At 43.6% G+C, this 16567-nt stretch carries 20 protein-coding genes; all 20 read right to left on the bottom strand.

The genetic code is table 11. The features are described 5' to 3' along the window. Window positions 1-407: 407 nt before the first annotated feature. On the bottom strand, window positions 408-1304 hold the full coding sequence (locus tag ABN702_RS05155; RefSeq protein WP_417899681.1) for a polyprenyl synthetase family protein: 897 nt from the start codon (window positions 1302-1304) through the stop codon (window positions 408-410). Next, window positions 1305-1550 carry an exodeoxyribonuclease VII small subunit gene (locus ABN702_RS05150; RefSeq protein WP_417899680.1) on the bottom strand — a complete coding sequence of 82 codons (246 nt, stop codon included), beginning with the start codon at window positions 1548-1550 and terminating at the stop codon, window positions 1305-1307. Beyond that, window positions 1543-2898: an exodeoxyribonuclease VII large subunit gene (gene xseA, locus ABN702_RS05145; protein WP_417899679.1), complete on the bottom strand. Its 1356-nt coding sequence runs from the start codon at window positions 2896-2898 to the stop codon at window positions 1543-1545. The genes ABN702_RS05150 and xseA overlap by 8 nt, the downstream gene beginning before the upstream one ends. Before the next feature lie 98 nt (window positions 2899-2996). Continuing rightward, window positions 2997-3869 carry a bifunctional methylenetetrahydrofolate dehydrogenase/methenyltetrahydrofolate cyclohydrolase FolD gene (gene folD / locus ABN702_RS05140; RefSeq protein WP_417899678.1) on the bottom strand — a complete coding sequence of 291 codons (873 nt, stop codon included), beginning with the start codon at window positions 3867-3869 and terminating at the stop codon, window positions 2997-2999. A gap of 29 nt (window positions 3870-3898) precedes the next feature. Beyond that, complete coding sequence (gene nusB, locus ABN702_RS05135) at window positions 3899-4297, bottom strand: transcription antitermination factor NusB (RefSeq protein WP_417899677.1); 399 nt, start codon at window positions 4295-4297, stop codon at window positions 3899-3901. A gap of 381 nt (window positions 4298-4678) precedes the next feature. Further along, on the bottom strand, window positions 4679-5083 hold the full coding sequence (locus ABN702_RS05130; RefSeq protein WP_386635669.1) for an Asp23/Gls24 family envelope stress response protein: 405 nt from the start codon (window positions 5081-5083) through the stop codon (window positions 4679-4681). Continuing rightward, window positions 5076-6455, bottom strand: coding sequence for an acetyl-CoA carboxylase biotin carboxylase subunit (gene accC / locus ABN702_RS05125; RefSeq protein WP_417900832.1), 1380 nt, complete (start codon window positions 6453-6455; stop codon window positions 5076-5078). The genes ABN702_RS05130 and accC overlap by 8 nt, the downstream gene beginning before the upstream one ends. Before the next feature lie 12 nt (window positions 6456-6467). Then, window positions 6468-6965, bottom strand: coding sequence for an acetyl-CoA carboxylase biotin carboxyl carrier protein (accB, locus tag ABN702_RS05120; RefSeq protein ID WP_417899676.1), 498 nt, complete (start codon window positions 6963-6965; stop codon window positions 6468-6470). A gap of 399 nt (window positions 6966-7364) precedes the next feature. Continuing rightward, window positions 7365-7976, bottom strand: coding sequence for a SpoIIIAH-like family protein (locus tag ABN702_RS05115; RefSeq protein WP_417899675.1), 612 nt, complete (start codon window positions 7974-7976; stop codon window positions 7365-7367). Between the two features lie 2 nt (window positions 7977-7978). Then, window positions 7979-8644 (bottom strand): stage III sporulation protein AG, encoded by a 666-nt coding sequence (spoIIIAG, locus tag ABN702_RS05110; protein WP_417899674.1) that lies wholly within the window; start codon window positions 8642-8644, stop codon window positions 7979-7981. A gap of 6 nt (window positions 8645-8650) precedes the next feature. Next, window positions 8651-9283, bottom strand: coding sequence for a stage III sporulation protein AF (spoIIIAF, locus tag ABN702_RS05105; protein ID WP_417899673.1), 633 nt, complete (start codon window positions 9281-9283; stop codon window positions 8651-8653). A gap of 15 nt (window positions 9284-9298) precedes the next feature. Next, on the bottom strand, window positions 9299-10468 hold the full coding sequence (spoIIIAE, locus tag ABN702_RS05100) for a stage III sporulation protein AE (protein WP_417899672.1): 1170 nt from the start codon (window positions 10466-10468) through the stop codon (window positions 9299-9301). A gap of 26 nt (window positions 10469-10494) precedes the next feature. Beyond that, window positions 10495-10884: a stage III sporulation protein AD gene (gene spoIIIAD, locus ABN702_RS05095; protein WP_204418101.1), complete on the bottom strand. Its 390-nt coding sequence runs from the start codon at window positions 10882-10884 to the stop codon at window positions 10495-10497. A 16-nt stretch (window positions 10885-10900) separates the two neighbouring features. Continuing rightward, window positions 10901-11104: a stage III sporulation protein AC gene (gene spoIIIAC / locus ABN702_RS05090; protein ID WP_204417341.1), complete on the bottom strand. Its 204-nt coding sequence runs from the start codon at window positions 11102-11104 to the stop codon at window positions 10901-10903. 19 nt (window positions 11105-11123) lie between these two features. Beyond that, the gene (gene spoIIIAB / locus ABN702_RS05085) at window positions 11124-11639 is read right to left on the bottom strand and encodes a stage III sporulation protein SpoIIIAB (protein WP_417899671.1); all 516 of its coding nucleotides are present in this window, start codon (window positions 11637-11639) and stop codon (window positions 11124-11126) included. Continuing rightward, window positions 11627-12562, bottom strand: coding sequence for a stage III sporulation protein AA (spoIIIAA, locus tag ABN702_RS05080; protein ID WP_417900831.1), 936 nt, complete (start codon window positions 12560-12562; stop codon window positions 11627-11629). The genes spoIIIAB and spoIIIAA overlap by 13 nt, the downstream gene beginning before the upstream one ends. 62 nt (window positions 12563-12624) lie before the next feature. Beyond that, window positions 12625-12906 (bottom strand): YqhV family protein, encoded by a 282-nt coding sequence (locus ABN702_RS05075; RefSeq protein ID WP_417899670.1) that lies wholly within the window; start codon window positions 12904-12906, stop codon window positions 12625-12627. 511 nt (window positions 12907-13417) lie between these two features. Then, entirely contained in the window at window positions 13418-14323 is a 906-nt protein-coding gene (locus ABN702_RS05070) for a nuclease-related domain-containing protein (protein ID WP_417899669.1), read from the bottom strand. Window positions 14324-14409: 86 nt separating this feature from the next. After that, the gene (locus ABN702_RS05065) at window positions 14410-14688 is read right to left on the bottom strand and encodes a hypothetical protein (protein WP_417899668.1); all 279 of its coding nucleotides are present in this window, start codon (window positions 14686-14688) and stop codon (window positions 14410-14412) included. A gap of 133 nt (window positions 14689-14821) precedes the next feature. Continuing rightward, the gene (locus ABN702_RS05060) at window positions 14822-16492 is read right to left on the bottom strand and encodes a glycoside hydrolase family 13 protein (protein WP_417899667.1); all 1671 of its coding nucleotides are present in this window, start codon (window positions 16490-16492) and stop codon (window positions 14822-14824) included. Window positions 16493-16567: the final 75 nt, after the last annotated feature.

Raw genomic sequence — 16567 nt, 5'->3', positions numbered from 1 at the left:
TGTAATCTTTGTAAGATCCAAAAGGGATCACTCTCTTTCCTTGCTAAATTCGCTTATTTTTATCTTTAGAACAGTTCGCAGTTCTGATGGAACCGTTTACTTATGAGCCGTTCCGCCATGGAATGATACCATTATGCTGCCGCCTGAAAAAATAGCCGCTAACACAAGTGTGATAACGGCGAAAAGCTAAACTCCAATTAATGGCTTCAGTCCATTTATAAACAATAGTATAATTCTGCACCTTATATGTTAAGCATTTGTATTTTCTTCACAATTATTTATTAATTTTCACTTGATGTAAGTTTCCATATGTAGATGGGGAATTAGAGTAATGATACTTCTCTTTAGTCCCATTTACTATATCATAAATAGAGGAAATGCTCAATTTTCCATATGTTTTTTGTCGATTAATGGTCCCTTTTGGCAATCAGGTCACAGAGCTGAGCCAAAAGATCAGATTCAAGCGGCAAGCTCTTCAGCAGCTTCTTTGCTTCTTCTATGTGGTGGTTCAGTTTTTCCTTTGCACCTTCCATAGTAAGTAGAGCTGGATAGGTCACTTTTTCATTCTGCGTATCAGAGCCGACCGGTTTACCTATCTTTTCCGCTTCGCCTTCAATATCAAGGATATCGTCCCGGATTTGAAAAGCGAGTCCAAGATGGTCGGAAAACTCGGAAAGCATGCTCAACTGGTCATCGGATGCATCTGCAAGAACGGCACCAGCATAAATGCTATAGCCAAGCAACTTACCTGTTTTGTTCCGATGGATATATTCAAGGTCCTCAAGCAGTAGCTGTGCACCTTCCCCTTCCATATCCGCAACCTGTCCACCAACCATTCCGCTGGGGCCGGCCGCCTTTGTCAACTCTTTGACAAGCATAAGCACTTTAGATGGAGTAACTCCTTTTTCAAGCAGACTCTCCATCACTTCAAAGCTGTAGGTCAGAAGTGCATCTCCCGCAAGAATCGCCATTGCTTCCCCGTACACCTTATGGTTGGTAGGCTTTCCTCTGCGGAAATCATCATCATCCATACTCGGTAGATCATCATGGATCAGGGAGTAAGTGTGAATCATTTCTATGGCGCACGCAACAGGAAGACCCAATTCCTCGTTTTTACCGAAGGAATGCAGAGTTGCCAGGACAAGCAGGGGACGTAGCCTTTTCCCTCCCGCTTTCAAGGAATATTTCATCGATTCCACAAGTACTGATGGGGCATCCACGTTTTCCATATAACTGTAAAGCTTATCTTCCACTAACGGTTTTCTATCTTGCAAAAAAGTTTGGAGGTTTGTATGTGTCGACAATTAAGCTTCATCCTCCTGTATCGCAAAGGACTCCAACTCGCCGTTTTCCTTCAGGATCTTTTCCATTTCCCCTTCTACATGGGTAAGCTTGTCGTGACAGAGCTTGGAAAGCTTCATTCCTTCTTTATAATGGGAAATGGCCTCTTCCAATGGAACATCCCCTTCTTCGAGCTTTTCCACAATAGCTTCCAGCTCACTCATAGCCTCTTCGAATGATACTTCTTTTTTCGTCTTCTTTTCACTCATTGTTTTTTCGCTCCTTTATCTCCTGCACTTCACAATCTAGGGTTCCGTCCTGTAAATTAACTTGCAGGGTGTCCCCGACCTTCACCTGCTCTTTGCTTTTTACAATTTCTCCACCGCTTGCGTATGCCACACTGTAGCCACGGCTCATTATTTTCAATGGACTTAATCCATCAATTTTGGTTAACTTGTTTTGAAACTCCCATTGTTTTTTTTGCAACGCCTGCCTCATGTATTTTGTTAGCATTTTGGTCTGCTGCTCCAAGGAGCCCTTCTCCAATTCCAGTTGCTTTCTGGGATGGTTGCGCTCGAGCAATGATGATAACTGCAAATGCTTATCACGCTTTTTTTCCACAAGCCGCTTCATGGCTGATTCAAGGTCATCCATCATCCGGTCGAGTTCCTGCTCCTTTTGAACATAGAGGTTTTTCGGGAATCTGAATGCATAGGATTTCTGTAGCGTGGTAAGACGGTCCTTGAACCCTTGCATCAGCTTATTGGAAGCACGATGCAATCTGAATTTCCGGTCAGAAAGCCGTTCCAAGAGTTCATTGATGTGGGGAACCGCAAGTTCGGCAGCTGCAGTTGGCGTCGGTGCGCGCATATCTGCAACAAAATCTGCAATCGTAAAGTCAGTTTCATGACCGACTGCCGAAATGATCGGGATCTTTGATCCGAAAATTTCCCTTGCTACTATTTCTTCGTTGAATGCCCAAAGCTCTTCAATCGACCCGCCGCCACGGCCAACTATGAGTACATCCACTCCATCCAGTTCATGAGCCTGTTTAATCGCCTTCACAATGGATGGTGCAGCATGTGTTCCCTGTACAAGTGCCGGGATGACAACGATGTTTGTGAGGGGATATCTTCTTTTAAGTGTCGTAATGATATCCCGAACTGCCGCTCCTGTCGGGGAGGTGATTACACCAACCGTTTGAGGATATTTGGGAATGGGCTTTTTATATGTAGGGGAAAACAGCCCTTCGCTTGAAAGCTTCTTCTTCAGCTCCTCGTAGGCGAGGTAAAGGCTTCCCACTCCATCCGGCTGCATTTCCTTTATGTACATCTGATACGACCCATTTGCCTCATACACGGTTAACTCCCCGCGCACCAGCACCTTCATTCCTTCTTCCGGTTTAAAGGCGAGGCTTTTGTTCTGGCCGGCAAACATCACAACCTGCAGTCTGGCATTCTGATCCTTCAAGGTGAAGTACATATGCCCTCTGCTATGCTGCTTGAAGTTGGATATTTCGCCCTTCAGCCATACATCCTGCAGATGGGGATCGACATCAAATTTTCTTTTTATGTATTTAGTCAAAGCTGAAACTGTCAAATACTTGCGATCACTCATTACGGGTCGCTCCTTTGTAAAGCCTTATCCTATTATAAAAGAATATGAAAAAAGACGGAAGAACCAATGTTCCATCCATCTCTAAACATACCATATAGTCAGGAAAACGTCTTGTTTGCCCTACCGATTTTTTGAGCAGATTGCAGTGTATTCTGCAGGAGCATCGTGATGGTCATCGGACCGACTCCGCCAGGAACAGGAGTGATATAACTCGCTATTTCCTTGACCGTATCAAAGTCCACGTCTCCACAAAGCTTTCCTGTTTCGAGTCTGTTTACTCCTACATCAATGACAATTGCACCATCTTTAACAAAATCAGGGCCAATGATTTTTGCTTTTCCAACTGCAGCAATCAGAATATCCGCCTGCTTCGTGATGGAGGCAAGATTCGTTGTGCGCGAATGGCAATACGTTACTGTGGCATCTTCTTTTAAAAGTAGCTGCCCAACAGGTTTGCCGACAATATTACTTCTACCGATAACCACAACATGTTTTCCTGCGATAGGAATGTTCAAAGACTTGATCATTTCCACAATTCCATATGGGGTGCATGGAAGGAATGCCTGTTGATCGATCATCATTTTCCCGATATTTACAGGATGGAACCCATCCACATCTTTGTCTGGAGAGATACTTTCAATGACTGCAAGTTCGTTTATGTGCTGAGGTAAAGGCAGCTGCACCAAAATTCCATGAACCGTTTTTTCCTGGTTATAGAAGGAGATGCGTTCCAAAAGTTCCTGCTCCGTCAGAGTTTCGGGATAATGCTCCAAAATGCACTGCATCCCCGCTTCTTCACACGCTCTTTGCTTCGCTCTGACGTAGGAATGGGATGCCGGATTATCACCGACAAGAATAACTGCCAAGCTAGGTTGTGTTTGTCTATCCGCTACAAGTTTCTGAACTTCTGTTTTGATGAAGGCTCTTTTCTCTGTTGCCAGTTCTTTTCCAGATACGATTACTGCTGTCATGAATAGCTCCCCCTTAAGCCTGTTACGCTTTATTTATTTTCAAAAGTTGTCTTCACTTTGGATAAAACGGCGTTAATGAAACTACTTGATTTTTCGTCACCAAATATTTTCGCCAATTCAATCGCTTCGTCAATGCTTACATTGACCGGGATTTCTGTTTCGTATTTCATTTCATACACCGTCATACGAAGAATCGTACGATCAACAGTTCCCAGGCGGTCAAGTGACCATTTTTCCAGGTGCTGCTTCAGCGTGGAATCGATCTCTTCCCGATGCTCCATTGTTCCAAAGACAATATTATTCAGGAAGTCGTCTGCTTTCTCGCCTTCTTCCAGCACATTTTGCACTGCTTCTTTCGGTTCTACATCACTAACATCCATTTGGAAGATAGCTTGAAGAGCTTTTTCTCTTGCTTTACTTCGCTTCATTCGTAAATCTCCTTATCGTGCCCAACTAGTATATAAAGATAATAGCACATTTTTATAAAAAAACACACATTTTTCATTCGTTTTTCACACGAAATACATACATTCTTACATGGCATATTATATTCGTTCGTGTTTTCGGATATTCCAACAGGCTTTGGGGAAGCGTTTATTATCCGTTTATTCCATTTTTCAATTCAACATCATCATTACCTAGTTTTCATGGTGTTATTCGTTCCTTTCAAAAAAGGAAAGCGCCTAAAATTGTACCGAACATTGCTATGGAATACAAGTAATTTTTAGTAGAGCACCCTTGACGTTTTGTCCATAAAAAAGGGCAGGCATTCAATCCGTCCTGAATGCCTGCTCCCCTATGTTCGCTTTTTAGATTTCCTGTTCTACTTCCACTTCATTCTTTTGCGTCTCGAATTGAACGCCTACAACATGAATATTTACCTCTGTGATTTCAAGAGCCGTCATGTTCAATAACGCTTGGCGGATGTTGTCCTGCACTTTTTGGGCAACAGTCGGGATTGAAATGCCGAATTGCATCACGCAATACACATCCACTTTGATTCCTTCTTCGGAAAGGTCCACTTTAACACCTTTACCATGATTTTTCTTACCAAGTCTTTCCACTACTCCTGCAGCGAAGTTTCCACGCATTTGTGAAACTCCTTCTACTTCCGAAGCAGCAATCCCGGCAATCACTTCAATAACTTCTGGAGCGATTTCCACTTTTCCAAGTGAACCGCTATTATCCATTTCCAATAAGTTTCTTTCACTCATGTTCGGACCCTCCTATTATTTTAGAATTCATGACATCATATTTTTCAAGGAATTTCGTATTAAAATTACCTTCTTTAAATTTTTCGTGATCCATTAATTTTAAATGGAATGGTATCGTGGTATGCACACCTTCGATAATGAATTCGCCTAAGGCCCGTTTCATTCTGGAAATGGCTTCTTCACGCGTTGCCCCGTAGGTGATTAACTTTGCTACCATGCTATCATAGTATGGCGGTATGCTATAGCCAGGATAAACAGCCGAATCTACACGAACCCCGAGGCCGCCTGGAGGAAGATACATTTCAATCTTACCAGGTGATGGCATAAAATTCTTTGCCGGATTTTCAGCATTAATACGACACTCGATGGACCAGCCATTGAAAATAACCTCTTCTTGTGTCAAAGAAAGCTTTTCGCCAGACGCCACTCGAATTTGCTCTTTGATCAAGTCGACACCTGTAACCATTTCAGTCACCGGATGCTCCACCTGGATTCGAGTGTTCATTTCCATGAAGTAGAACTTTCTATTTTGATAGTCATAGATAAATTCTATCGTACCTGCACCCGTATAGTCCACTGCTTTCGCCGCTTTTACCGCAGCTTCTCCCATTTCCGCCCGCAATTCAGAATCGAGGACAGGAGATGGAGTTTCTTCCACAAGCTTTTGAAGCCGTCGTTGAATCGAGCAATCCCGCTCACCAAGATGAATCGTGTTCCCATAGGAATCCGCCATCACCTGGATTTCCACATGGCGGAAATCTTCAATGAATTTTTCAAGATACACTCCAGGGTTTCCAAAGGCTGTTGCGGCCTCCTGCTGTGTAATGGAAATGCCTTTTTTCAGTTCCTCTTCATTTCTAGCGACACGGATCCCTTTTCCTCCGCCACCAGCTGTTGCCTTGATGATGACAGGATAGCCGATTTCACTCGCTATTTTCACGCCGTCCGTGATGCTCTCGATGATTCCCTGTGAACCAGGCACGATTGGAACATTCGCCTTTTTCATCGTTTCCCTTGCGACATCCTTCGTACCCATTTTGGAAATCGCCTCAGGACTAGGCCCGACAAACGTAATATTGCATTCCCTGCAAAGCTCCGCAAAATCGGAATTCTCCGCAAGGAACCCGTAACCCGGGTGAATGGCATCAGATGCAGTCAATTTTGCCACACTGATGATATTGGTAAAGCTTAAATAACTGTCCTTTGATGCAGTCGGGCCCACACAATAGGCCTCATCCGCAAGCTGTACGTGCAAGGAATTCTTATCCGCCTCCGAATAGACAGCGACTGTTTCTATATCCATTTCGCGGCAGGCACGAATAATACGCACCGCGATTTCTCCTCTATTAGCAATCAGTAGCTTCTTTATCATCATACCCACTCCTTATACTGTTTTTACAAGGAATAAAGGTTGGCCGTACTCCACCAGCTGTCCGTTATCAGCTAGCACCTCTACAATCTCGCCTTTAACTTCCGCTTCGATTTCATTGAACAATTTCATCGCTTCCACGATACAAACAACGGAGTTCTCTCCTACTTTATCTCCAGCTTGTACATATGCCGCAGCATCAGGTGATGGAGATGCATAGAATGTTCCTACCATCGGGGAAGTGATCTTATGTAGGTTTTCGTCTTCCACTTTTGGTGTTTCTTTAACAGATGCAGGAGTTTCCGCTTTCACTTCTACTGCTGCAGGAGCCGCTGCAACCGGTGCTGGAGCCTGTACTGCTTGAGACTGCGGGGCAACCGGCGCGCTAACCACCATTTGCTCCACTTGCTTTTTCAATGTGATCTTGGAGCCTTCATGCTCATACAAAAATTCATCTATATTGGATTGGTCAATCAGTTTGATAATTTCTCTAATTTCTTGGATCTTTAACATGTCTTTCACTCCTTAAGTTCCTGTTCTTTTCTTTAGGTGATGGTTTGTTTCATATGTAGACACCCAGTTCATATTCATCATACGATACCAACCATCTAAATTCAACTCAAAAATAGTAATAGATGTTATTACCTAGTGCTAAATAATGTTTTTTACTTGAAAACGCTTTACTTCTCTATTCTCTTATTGAAGCTGGATATTGACAAGCTTTTTTACTTCTAAAGTTATAGAAGGTTCGCATTTGCTGTAACTGTCGTGTCTCCGTTTAACTCCCCTGTGGGTTTCCACTGCAGGGGGCAATCCAAATAAATTTCGCGATCGGTTGTTTTCTAAAAAAGTTTATTAAAACGCCTTAATATAACAAAAACAGGTGGCGCCATTAGCACCACCTGTTTTTTACTATTCGTTTTTGATAGATGCGAAATCAAACACGATGTTTTCGTTTCGAACATCAGTGAATTCACTGCGAACGATGTGGTAGATTTCATTCGCCATTTGCGGATTATGCTCCCCGTTCACTTTTACTGTCACTTTGATCTGCTCGCCTGTTACACGAACGATTGCATCCTCGACATCCTTTCTGGATTTGATGCTCGTTTCGATCATCAGTTCTTTTCCTGCTATTTGATTTAGTGCATTCAATTCATCGCGAGCCTTAGAGATTTCCTCGGCAGGAAGCTCCGTGTTGGCCATTTGTTCATTCAGGTCTGCACGCTGCTGACTTCTGACGTTTTCAAGTTCAAGACGAAGTTCTGTGAAGGCTTCATCCCCGGAAATATAGTTCACCACTTCATTACCTTCATCTTCCGTTCCTTCGGCTTCTTCACCGTCAGTTCCTGCTGTTCCTTCTTCCCCATTGCCTGGTTCTTCATTTCCTGCTTGTTCACTGATTCCCGGTACATCTGTTGCCATATTTTCTGCATCCTGGTTTCCTAAAAAGTAGTAGACCGATAGAACAAATACTAAACTTAACATGGTCAGTAACCAGACCGTTTGTTTTTTCAATAGCATGCTTATTCCCCCTTAGATTTTTTTGGAAGGACTGCCACCTTGTGCTGGGGCACATCGAGCACGCGTGTTACAGCTTCCAAAATCATTTGTTTGACATGTATATTTTCAGCGCCCTGTGCTACTACAAGCACACCGCGGATGACTGGCTTTTTTGTTTCCAGTACGATCGGGTGCTCGTCATTCCCTTTTCTTGACATGACAACTATGTCTTCTTTTGAGCTGTCTGTGACACTACGTTTCCCTCCATCTTTGTCGGTTTCTTCCGTCGTTTGTGTGGAGGTGGTCTCGTTTTTTTGGAGCACCTTCTTTTCAGTGGCGTCGACATTTACTACAACATTGACTTTGCCGACCCCGATTATTTCTTCCAGTGCCTCTGTCATCTGGCTCTCAAAACTAGCTTCATAGTCAGAGATAGTAGAAGGTACGTTGTCACCATCTTTTTGATTGAACACAGGTGTCTCGGACTCCTGTTGGGTCATTGTTGGAATGGCAGAATTAAATGTTGACGCTTCCTCTTTTCCGAAAAATAGGTTTCCAAACAGCATACATCCGACACCGATTAGCAGCACGACGAGGAAGTACTGCTTTTTGGATGACTTCTTATCTTTCGATGAATCAAATAAAAGAGATTTTAACCAAGGAATGAATGCTTGATTTTTCTTTTCCACCTTGTACTAATCCCCCCCTTCCACATCTACTGAGATTATTGTTTCGTGTAGTTGCCAGCGATCTGATAGGAATGCTGCGATGTTTCCTTCCCTGCCCGAGTTTGGCGAGGAAGGTTCTGGTTCATTAGGTCTGGAGGTGTCAATCCGAACAGGCTTTACTACTGAGATGGCTGTCTCTTCTGTTCCTTCTGATAAAACTATCATTACCATTTCAAGGTCCTCTTCTGTCGGTATCTCAGTTAGCTGATCTTGATTTTTCACAACAAGATTTACCTCTTTTACAGTTAAACCATATTGTTCCCTCATCTCCTCTTCCACATCTTCTTTCATTTGGACAGCCGCTTGTTCTAAAATATATGCAGAGTGGGAGGCTTGTATTTCTTTTTTCTTCATTTCTATTAAATTTTCTGTATTTTTTTCTGAAATATAGGAAGGATGGGTCATCATCTTGGCAAACAGCTCGTCCATGTCTGTCGATAAAAGCTTCAGTATCGGGGTCAGGATCACGACTATCAGCAATAAACCGATTACGAGCTTTGTATATTTTTGCATGCTCGAACTTGGGAGCAGCATATCCACAACAGTTGCCAGCAGTATAAAAAGGATGATGGTGGTAATCCATTCTGTTAGATAACTCACGACATTTTCACCTACCTACCGGATCATGACGGTGATGTTCCCAGCCGCCACAATGACCGTAATGCTAAGAAAGAACATGAACGAAACGATGGCAAGTGCCGCAAAAATATAGATGATGCTTTTGCTGATGATGTCAAGGCACGTGATGACCGTTCCCCCGCCAAGCGGCTGCAGAAGTGCCGCTGCAAGCTTATAGATGATGGCGATCGACAGGATTTTAATAGCAGGAAATGCAGCCAGCAGAATGACCGTCGCCACCCCCAAGATCCCTACAGTATTTTTTAATAGAAGAGAAGCGGTAATGACCGTGTCTGTTGCATCCGTAAACATCCTCCCGATGACCGGGATGAAGTTGCCTGTAACAAACTTGGCGGTCCGTATCGCAATCCCATCCGTTACAGCGGCAGTAGCACCCTGTACTGAAATGACACCGAGAAAGATCGTTAAATACATTCCAAGAATCCCGATACTGACATTACGAAGCAGCTGCGCAAGCTGGGTGACTTTATAATGCTCACTTAAGGTGCTGACAATGCTGAGCACAGCAGACAGGAAAAGCAGCGGCAGAACAATATATTGGATCAGCATGCCGCTCGTATTCATCAGGAAGAGGATGATGGGATGAAAAAATGCCGCGGAAACGAGTCCTCCGGATGAAGCGATCAGTGCAATCAGTAAGGGAACCAAAGCGATGATGAAGCCCGTCATAGCGGAGATCGCGTCAAGTGTGTAGTTGATGACAATATGAAAGCTGTTCAGCGCAATGATGATGAGGACCATGAATACGACTGAGTAGGCAATCTTACTGACCGTCTTCTGTTCGAAGGCATTTTGCAAAGTCTGTAGGAACATACTGAATATGGTGAGCAAAATCAGGCTTCCAAGCAGCTTTCCATTTGCCAGAAGTTCATAGAAAAGGTATTTTACAAACCCCTTCAGCCATTCTTTCAAGGAAAAGGACTTGTCCCCTTTTACAAATTCCATGAACGTCCCTTTCTGGCTTTCCGGAAGATAACCACCGTATTCATCCATGATCTCTTCCCAGTAGACCTTTATCTCTTCGACTCCCACCCCTTCTATCTGGTCGGTCACTAGTTCTGATGGTGATGAGGGAGATGCTTGTACAGATTGTGGCAGCAGATTTATTAGGATAAATAGTGAAAAAAATGCTAGAAACACTTTCATCAAATTCCCCCTCCCAAAACTTCTTTTTAAGAAGGTATCAGGTTTATGATTGTTTCGATAATGACGGTGAGGATCGGGATGGCCATCGCAAGAATGAGAATTTTCCCTGCCAACTCTATTTTTGAGGCGATGGCTCCCTGTCCTGCATCCTTGGTGATTTGGGCACCAAACTCGGCTATATAGGCAATCCCGACAATTTTTAAAATGGTTTCCACATAGATCAGGTTCACATTGGCATTGACCGCTATTCGTTCGAGCATCCTGATGACATGGAACACTTGGTCTATCAGGAATAAAAAGATGACACATCCGACGAAAACGACCAGCATGAAAGCGAAGGTTGGTTTCTGTTCCTTTACAATCAGGGCAAGAAAAGTGGCAACAAGTCCAAGACCTACTATTTGAATGATTTCGATAGGTCAGCCCCCCTCATCATTGGAACAGGAACACCGATTTGATCTTTTTGAACAAGTCCTCCACGATACTTGCCACCATGAATAAAATATAAATAAAGCCAAGTAATGTTACCCAGTTTGCATATTCTTCTTTACCAAGCTGCTTCAGGACGGTATGCAGAAACGCAACCACTATGCCGATGCCAGCTATTTTAAAAATGATATCCACTTCCATGCCCATGAATGCTTCCCCCTATTTTTCACATCAGTAAAATAATGAGCAATAATCCTGACAGCACCCCTAAGCTTTTCACCATTTTTTCATAGCGGATCTGCTTATCCCGTGCCTCCAGTTCCTCCCGTTCCAGATGCGTCATTGCCAGATGTATATGTTTTTGTTGGGTATGCCGGTCGTGCTGCCCCAATGTATCCCCGAACTGCTTCATGATTTCCAGCTCCGCCTTCTTGAAAGCGGTCGAGTTCCAAACCTCATCCAGACTTTGGTGCCAAGCATCCTTAGCATGCAGATTAGCTTGTTCCAACTTGTTGGAGAACGCTTCAAAGAACCAGGTCAACGGCTTATCCATCTGTTTAGCAATATTCCTTGTCGCTTCCGCCAGAGGGGTATGGCCATACATGATCTCCGCTTCCAGAGATTGCAGGGCGACCTTCAACTGGCGCAGCTGCCTCGGCCGTTCGGTCAAATGCCTTGCCGCTTCAAAGCCGGCCCAAGATGTAGAAATGATGATTAAAATGGCGCCGATTAATTTGAACATCTTGTCACTCTCTCTTCCCGGTAGATCTCTTCGCCAGATTCGTTTAAAATGCGTTTGATCGAGCCTGGTCCCCTGCTTCTCGAAAGCTCGACAAACCGCTTGACCGCCCTCAAGCTGATAATCTCACGCAAGATTGGCCGCATGAGGAGGTCTTCATAGGAAAAGGCATGCACGCTCATTAGAAGTCCGACCCCTGCATTCACCGCTTCCATGGTCGCCTCACTATCTTCCACTCTGCCAATCTCATCGACGACAATAACCTCGGGACTCATGGAACGGATCAGCATCATCATCCCCTCAGCCTTTGGACACCCGTCCAGTACATCCACTCTTAACCCCAGATCATGCTGGGGAATCCCTTCCACACAACCGGCAATTTCAGATCGTTCATCCACGATCCCCACCTTGCATGAAGGGATATTTATTTCTTTTACACCGCTGCTCATCAATCTTGCAAGATCTCTGAGCATGGTCGTCTTACCGGTCTGCGGCGGTCCGATAATCATCGTGCTAAGCCACCGCTTTTGATAGAGGTACGGAAGGAGCGGAGACGCCACTCCTATTTTCTGTTTGGCAATCCGGATGTTGAAGGAAGAGACATCCCTTATGGCCTTCACTTTTCCACTCTCGGTAATCACTTTCCCTGAAAGACCGATCCGATGCCCGCCAGTGATGGTGATATAGCCCCGGCGCAGCTCCTCCTCCAAGGCATAAATCGAATACTTGCTTATTTTATTTAATAGATGCGTCCCATCCTCGCTCGTGACGGTATAGGCGAGAAATAATGGCAGGCCATCCACCATTACCTCTAACGGACGATTGATCCTCACCCGGATTTCCTCCATCCTATCCATCGTCTCGAGTGAAAGCCTCTCAATGACCTTGGCCAGATTTGGTGGCAGCACGTTCATAATGCTAGCAATCATACAATCCCCTTCTTGTCCCTTTATTACTTACAATGTATGCGGGCTTGGACAATATATTCTCATTTATAGATTCCATATAGGATGAACCCCACTCCGATCGCGATGAATATGAGTTTGGAAAATGAAATCTCATTCGCCATACTCACCAGGCCGATCATCATGGTCGATATAAAGATGACCGGACCGACAACGGCGAGCATCGAGTTCACCACCACCGCCTTCTTGACATCATTGAGGTAGAGCATAAGAAATGCCGCGCTGAGTTCCAGTATTCCTGAAAATATCCGTATGCCCGCCATCGATAAGACAGCAGGATCTATGTTACCTAAAAGCTTTTTCATTTTTTGATTTTCCTCCCTTTTGACGTACACACAATTTCCTTTGTCTTGTACAACCTATGCTGTGGGGGGCTTGGACAGAAGTGTTTTTTGGAGTTTGGGAGTGGATGTGTTTTGCTGATTTGATTAGAGTAAAAATACCCTTCATAACGTGAATGATGAGCTTTTTGGCTGCGGGCCTATGGTAAAAAAACCTTCATATCGCGGATGATGAGCTTTTTGGCTACGGGCCTGGGGTAAAATGCCCTTCATAACACGGATGATGAGCTTTTTGGCTGCGGGCCTGGGGCAAAAAGCCTTTCATAACGCGAATGATGAGCTTTTTGGCGGTGTGGCTGGGACAAAAAGCCCTTCATATCGCGGATGAAGAGCTTTTTGGCGGTGTGCCGGGGTAAAATGCCCTTCATATCGCGGATGATAAGTTTTTTGGGGTTTCTCCAATAGCAAAAAGCCCTTCATAACAAAACGTGAAGGACTTTTTGCACCATATATGAACTGATGTGATTATTATTTTTCACTCAAAATAGGACCATTGGCGAACCCCTAGTTTCTTAAAGTTCTTTCCAAGTATCTTTCTTATTCTTTCTTTTGATTCCACTACCCCACACCACTCATACATTACATTTGTAGTAATCTTCTTATCAGGAAATAGCAATTTATATTCTTTAACACTCCGCATCACAGCCTCTCTAACCTTTTCTACCAAACCACACTCTCCACAAACACAGTTATGTCCCTCAACAGCAAGGGAAAACGAAGCACACTTAAAACACATCATCCCTTTTCTCAATCCCTCAAAAGTATAAGCAGGTAATTGTTTATAAGGAGAACCTGTGCAATGCAGGGAAACTAGTTGTGCAGCCAGTTGCTTATGTTTGTTAGATAGCTTTGTAGACACCTTTTCTAAGCTATTTAAATGTCTATTAAGTTGAGTTGGGAAAATAAATGGTTTGTCGAGTGGGGTTTGGTAAAGGGTAAAAGCGGGATTTATAAATACCACGGAGGGATCAATTTTCATGTTAATGCCTAGGCTTTGAAGCATTTGTCTGAACAGCGAAACACCTCTATTCAATTGGGTCAAGGGATTATTTATTTCCGTTTTGGATTTTGTATACAGTCTATCGGATTCGTAATAGAAATCCCCTTCAAAGTTTTTCACTTCATAAAAATGTAATACAGCAGCAGTAATGATCAACGAGTCGATTTGAAACACGGTGTTATTGATTTTGAATAGCAAGTCATTAAGAATGAGGCATTCACACTCTAAGTTTCCTGTTAATAAATCAAACATCACTTCCCCATCGTAACCCTTTTGGAGGGAAAGATAGTGCAGTTTGTCTTTCTCCGGCAATTCCATTCTGACGTTCAGCGATTTGAGTATCAGCAATTCAGCAGATTCGGTACGAGTTTTATAGATCATGGCCCACTTCCTTTCATATCACTACTATACCAATTCACCTCGTCTTTTTGTAAGAATATTTAAAAAATAAAAAAACGGACTACATATTACTCTGCCCGTTCCATTGCTCGCTCTTCACATAAAAATATCAACCGTTTGACCAGGAATACAGACAAGTGTTTCTCCCTCGTCTGCCAAAGTACTTCCGGACGCTTCCATAGCTCCTTGAAAAAACATTCCAAAAGCGCTTCCGCCTCGACAGAATTAGGTGCATACCTACTTATTATTTTATAAAGCATATTCTCATATTCCAGATAAAACTTTCTAAAGGCCGACCGATCTCTTCCATTAACCATTGTAATCAATGCTTGTTTATTTGTACGCATTCCATTCCCCTATTATTTTTAGTTGATATTGGGTAGTTTCCTTTAAAAAGACTTCCACAAACCTCTGCCAGCACATTCAAAGAACGTAAAAAAACCGCCAGCTTCAATACGCAGCCGACGGTTCCAATTATTATTATTTATTCAACACATACACTCTAGTTTCATAAGGCTTCAATGTCATTTCAGAAGCATCGTTATGCTCTTCCACTTCATAGTTCTGCAAGCGCAGGTCACTAGAAGAAACCTTAAAAGCATCCAATTCAATTTCTGCTACCTCTTCGCTAAGGTTACAGAGGACAACTGCCACTTTTTCACCTAATGTTCGTGTGTAGCCGTATACTTTCGTGTCTTCTTCCAGGATCAAATCATATGCTCCATAAACGAATACTTCTTCCGCTTTACGAAGATTGATCATGTCACGGTAGAAGCTAAGGACGGAAGCAGGATCGTTCCATTGGTTTTCCACGTTGATGGTTTTGTAGTTTTCGTTTACTCCCATCCATGGAGTTCCGGTTGTGAATCCGCCGTTCGGCTGATCGTTCCATTGCATCGGTGTGCGGGAGTTGTCACGGCCTTTAGCCCAGATGATTTCCATCACCTTCTGTGCGTGCTCTTCCCCTTTTGCACTTTCGATGTTGTAGAGATTTTTCATTCCAACATCATCATAATCGTTGATGCTTTCGAAACGAACATTGGTCATACCGAGCTCCTGGCCTTGGTAAATGAAAGGTGTACCCTGCATCAGGAAGTAAAGTGCCCCCAATGATTTTGCGCTCTCAACCAAGTACTCCTTGTCATTTCCCCAAGTGGAAACAGAACGCGCCTGGTCATGGTTCTCGAGGAATAATGCATTCCAGCCATTTCCTTCCAAGCCTTTTTGCCACTTCGTCAAGGTCTCTTTCAGTTGAAGAAGGTCCACGCCGCCTTCTGTTCCTTTTTCCCAAAGACCAAGGTGCTCAAATTGGAAAATCATATTGAACTTACCGTTCTCTTCTCCAACCCACTCGTCTGCCTGATTCAACTTAACGCCGTTCGCTTCGCCCACCGTCATGATGTCATAACGCGCAAACGTTTGCTCTTTTAACTCTTCAAGATGCTTTTGAATGCCGTCTACGTTCATCATGTAGTCGAAGGAAGGTACATAATCCAGTTTCTTCGGATTCGGTAAATCAGGGAATCCTGGCTCTTTTTTGATGTGGGAGATTGCATCCACACGGAACCCATCGATGCCTTTGTCCAGCCACCAGTTCACCATGTCATAAAGGGCAAAGCGGACATCTTTGTTTTCCCAGTTCAGGTCAGGCTGCTCTGTTGCGAAAATATGCATATAGTACTGTTCTGTTTTTTCATCGTATTGCCATGCTGGACCGTTGAAAATACTTTCCCAGTTATTCGGCTCCTTGCCGTCTTTACCGTCTTCCCAAATATACCAGTCACGTTTCGGGTTATCCTTTGAGGATGCAGATTCAATGAACCAAGGATGCTGGTCACTTGTATGGTTGATAACGAGATCAATGATCAGTTTCATTCCACGGTTATGTGTTTCTGCCAATAACTCATCAAAGTCAGCCATGTTCCCGAAGTCTTCCATGATATCCTGATAGTCACTGATATCATACCCATTATCTACGTTCGGGGACTTATACATTGGGCAGATCCAAATAACATCAATGCCAAGCTCTTTTAAATAATCCAATTTTGAAATGACCCCACGAAGATCACCAATTCCATCTCCATTGGAATCCATGAAGCTTCTTGGATACACTTGGTAGGCAACTGCCTCTTTCCACCATATCTTTTTCATCACGATACACTCCCTTGTCAACAACACTTATACTTCAAAATTTATATGGTAACGATTGCGTAACCGTTTGCACAA

The organism is Bacillus haimaensis, assembly GCF_048270625.1.
Taxonomy (GTDB): Bacteria; Bacillota; Bacilli; order Bacillales; family Bacillaceae_I; genus Sutcliffiella_A; species Sutcliffiella_A haimaensis.
This window is presented reverse-complemented; position numbering and strand designations above follow the sequence as displayed.

Coding starts and splice junctions, on each gene's coding strand:
- ABN702_RS05060 (WP_417899667.1), bottom strand. CDS start 16,492: ATGAAAAAGATATGGTGGAAAGAGGCAGTTGCCTACCAAGTGTATCCA.
- accB (WP_417899676.1), bottom strand. CDS start 6,965: ATGTTAAAGATCCAAGAAATTAGAGAAATTATCAAACTGATTGACCAA.
- spoIIIAB (WP_417899671.1), bottom strand. CDS start 11,639: ATGTTCAAATTAATCGGCGCCATTTTAATCATCATTTCTACATCTTGG.
- ABN702_RS05115 (WP_417899675.1), bottom strand. CDS start 7,976: ATGCTATTGAAAAAACAAACGGTCTGGTTACTGACCATGTTAAGTTTA.
- xseA (WP_417899679.1), bottom strand. CDS start 2,898: ATGAGTGATCGCAAGTATTTGACAGTTTCAGCTTTGACTAAATACATA.
- spoIIIAC (WP_204417341.1), bottom strand. CDS start 11,104: ATGGGCATGGAAGTGGATATCATTTTTAAAATAGCTGGCATCGGCATA.
- folD (WP_417899678.1), bottom strand. CDS start 3,869: ATGACAGCAGTAATCGTATCTGGAAAAGAACTGGCAACAGAGAAAAGA.
- spoIIIAE (WP_417899672.1), bottom strand. CDS start 10,468: ATGAAAGTGTTTCTAGCATTTTTTTCACTATTTATCCTAATAAATCTG.
- ABN702_RS05065 (WP_417899668.1), bottom strand. CDS start 14,688: ATGCGTACAAATAAACAAGCATTGATTACAATGGTTAATGGAAGAGAT.
- ABN702_RS05075 (WP_417899670.1), bottom strand. CDS start 12,906: ATGAAAAAGCTTTTAGGTAACATAGATCCTGCTGTCTTATCGATGGCG.
- ABN702_RS05130 (WP_386635669.1), bottom strand. CDS start 5,083: ATGAGTGAAAGAAACTTATTGGAAATGGATAATAGCGGTTCACTTGGA.
- nusB (WP_417899677.1), bottom strand. CDS start 4,297: ATGAAGCGAAGTAAAGCAAGAGAAAAAGCTCTTCAAGCTATCTTCCAA.
- ABN702_RS05150 (WP_417899680.1), bottom strand. CDS start 1,550: ATGAGTGAAAAGAAGACGAAAAAAGAAGTATCATTCGAAGAGGCTATG.
- accC (WP_417900832.1), bottom strand. CDS start 6,455: ATGATAAAGAAGCTACTGATTGCTAATAGAGGAGAAATCGCGGTGCGT.
- ABN702_RS05070 (WP_417899669.1), bottom strand. CDS start 14,323: ATGATCTATAAAACTCGTACCGAATCTGCTGAATTGCTGATACTCAAA.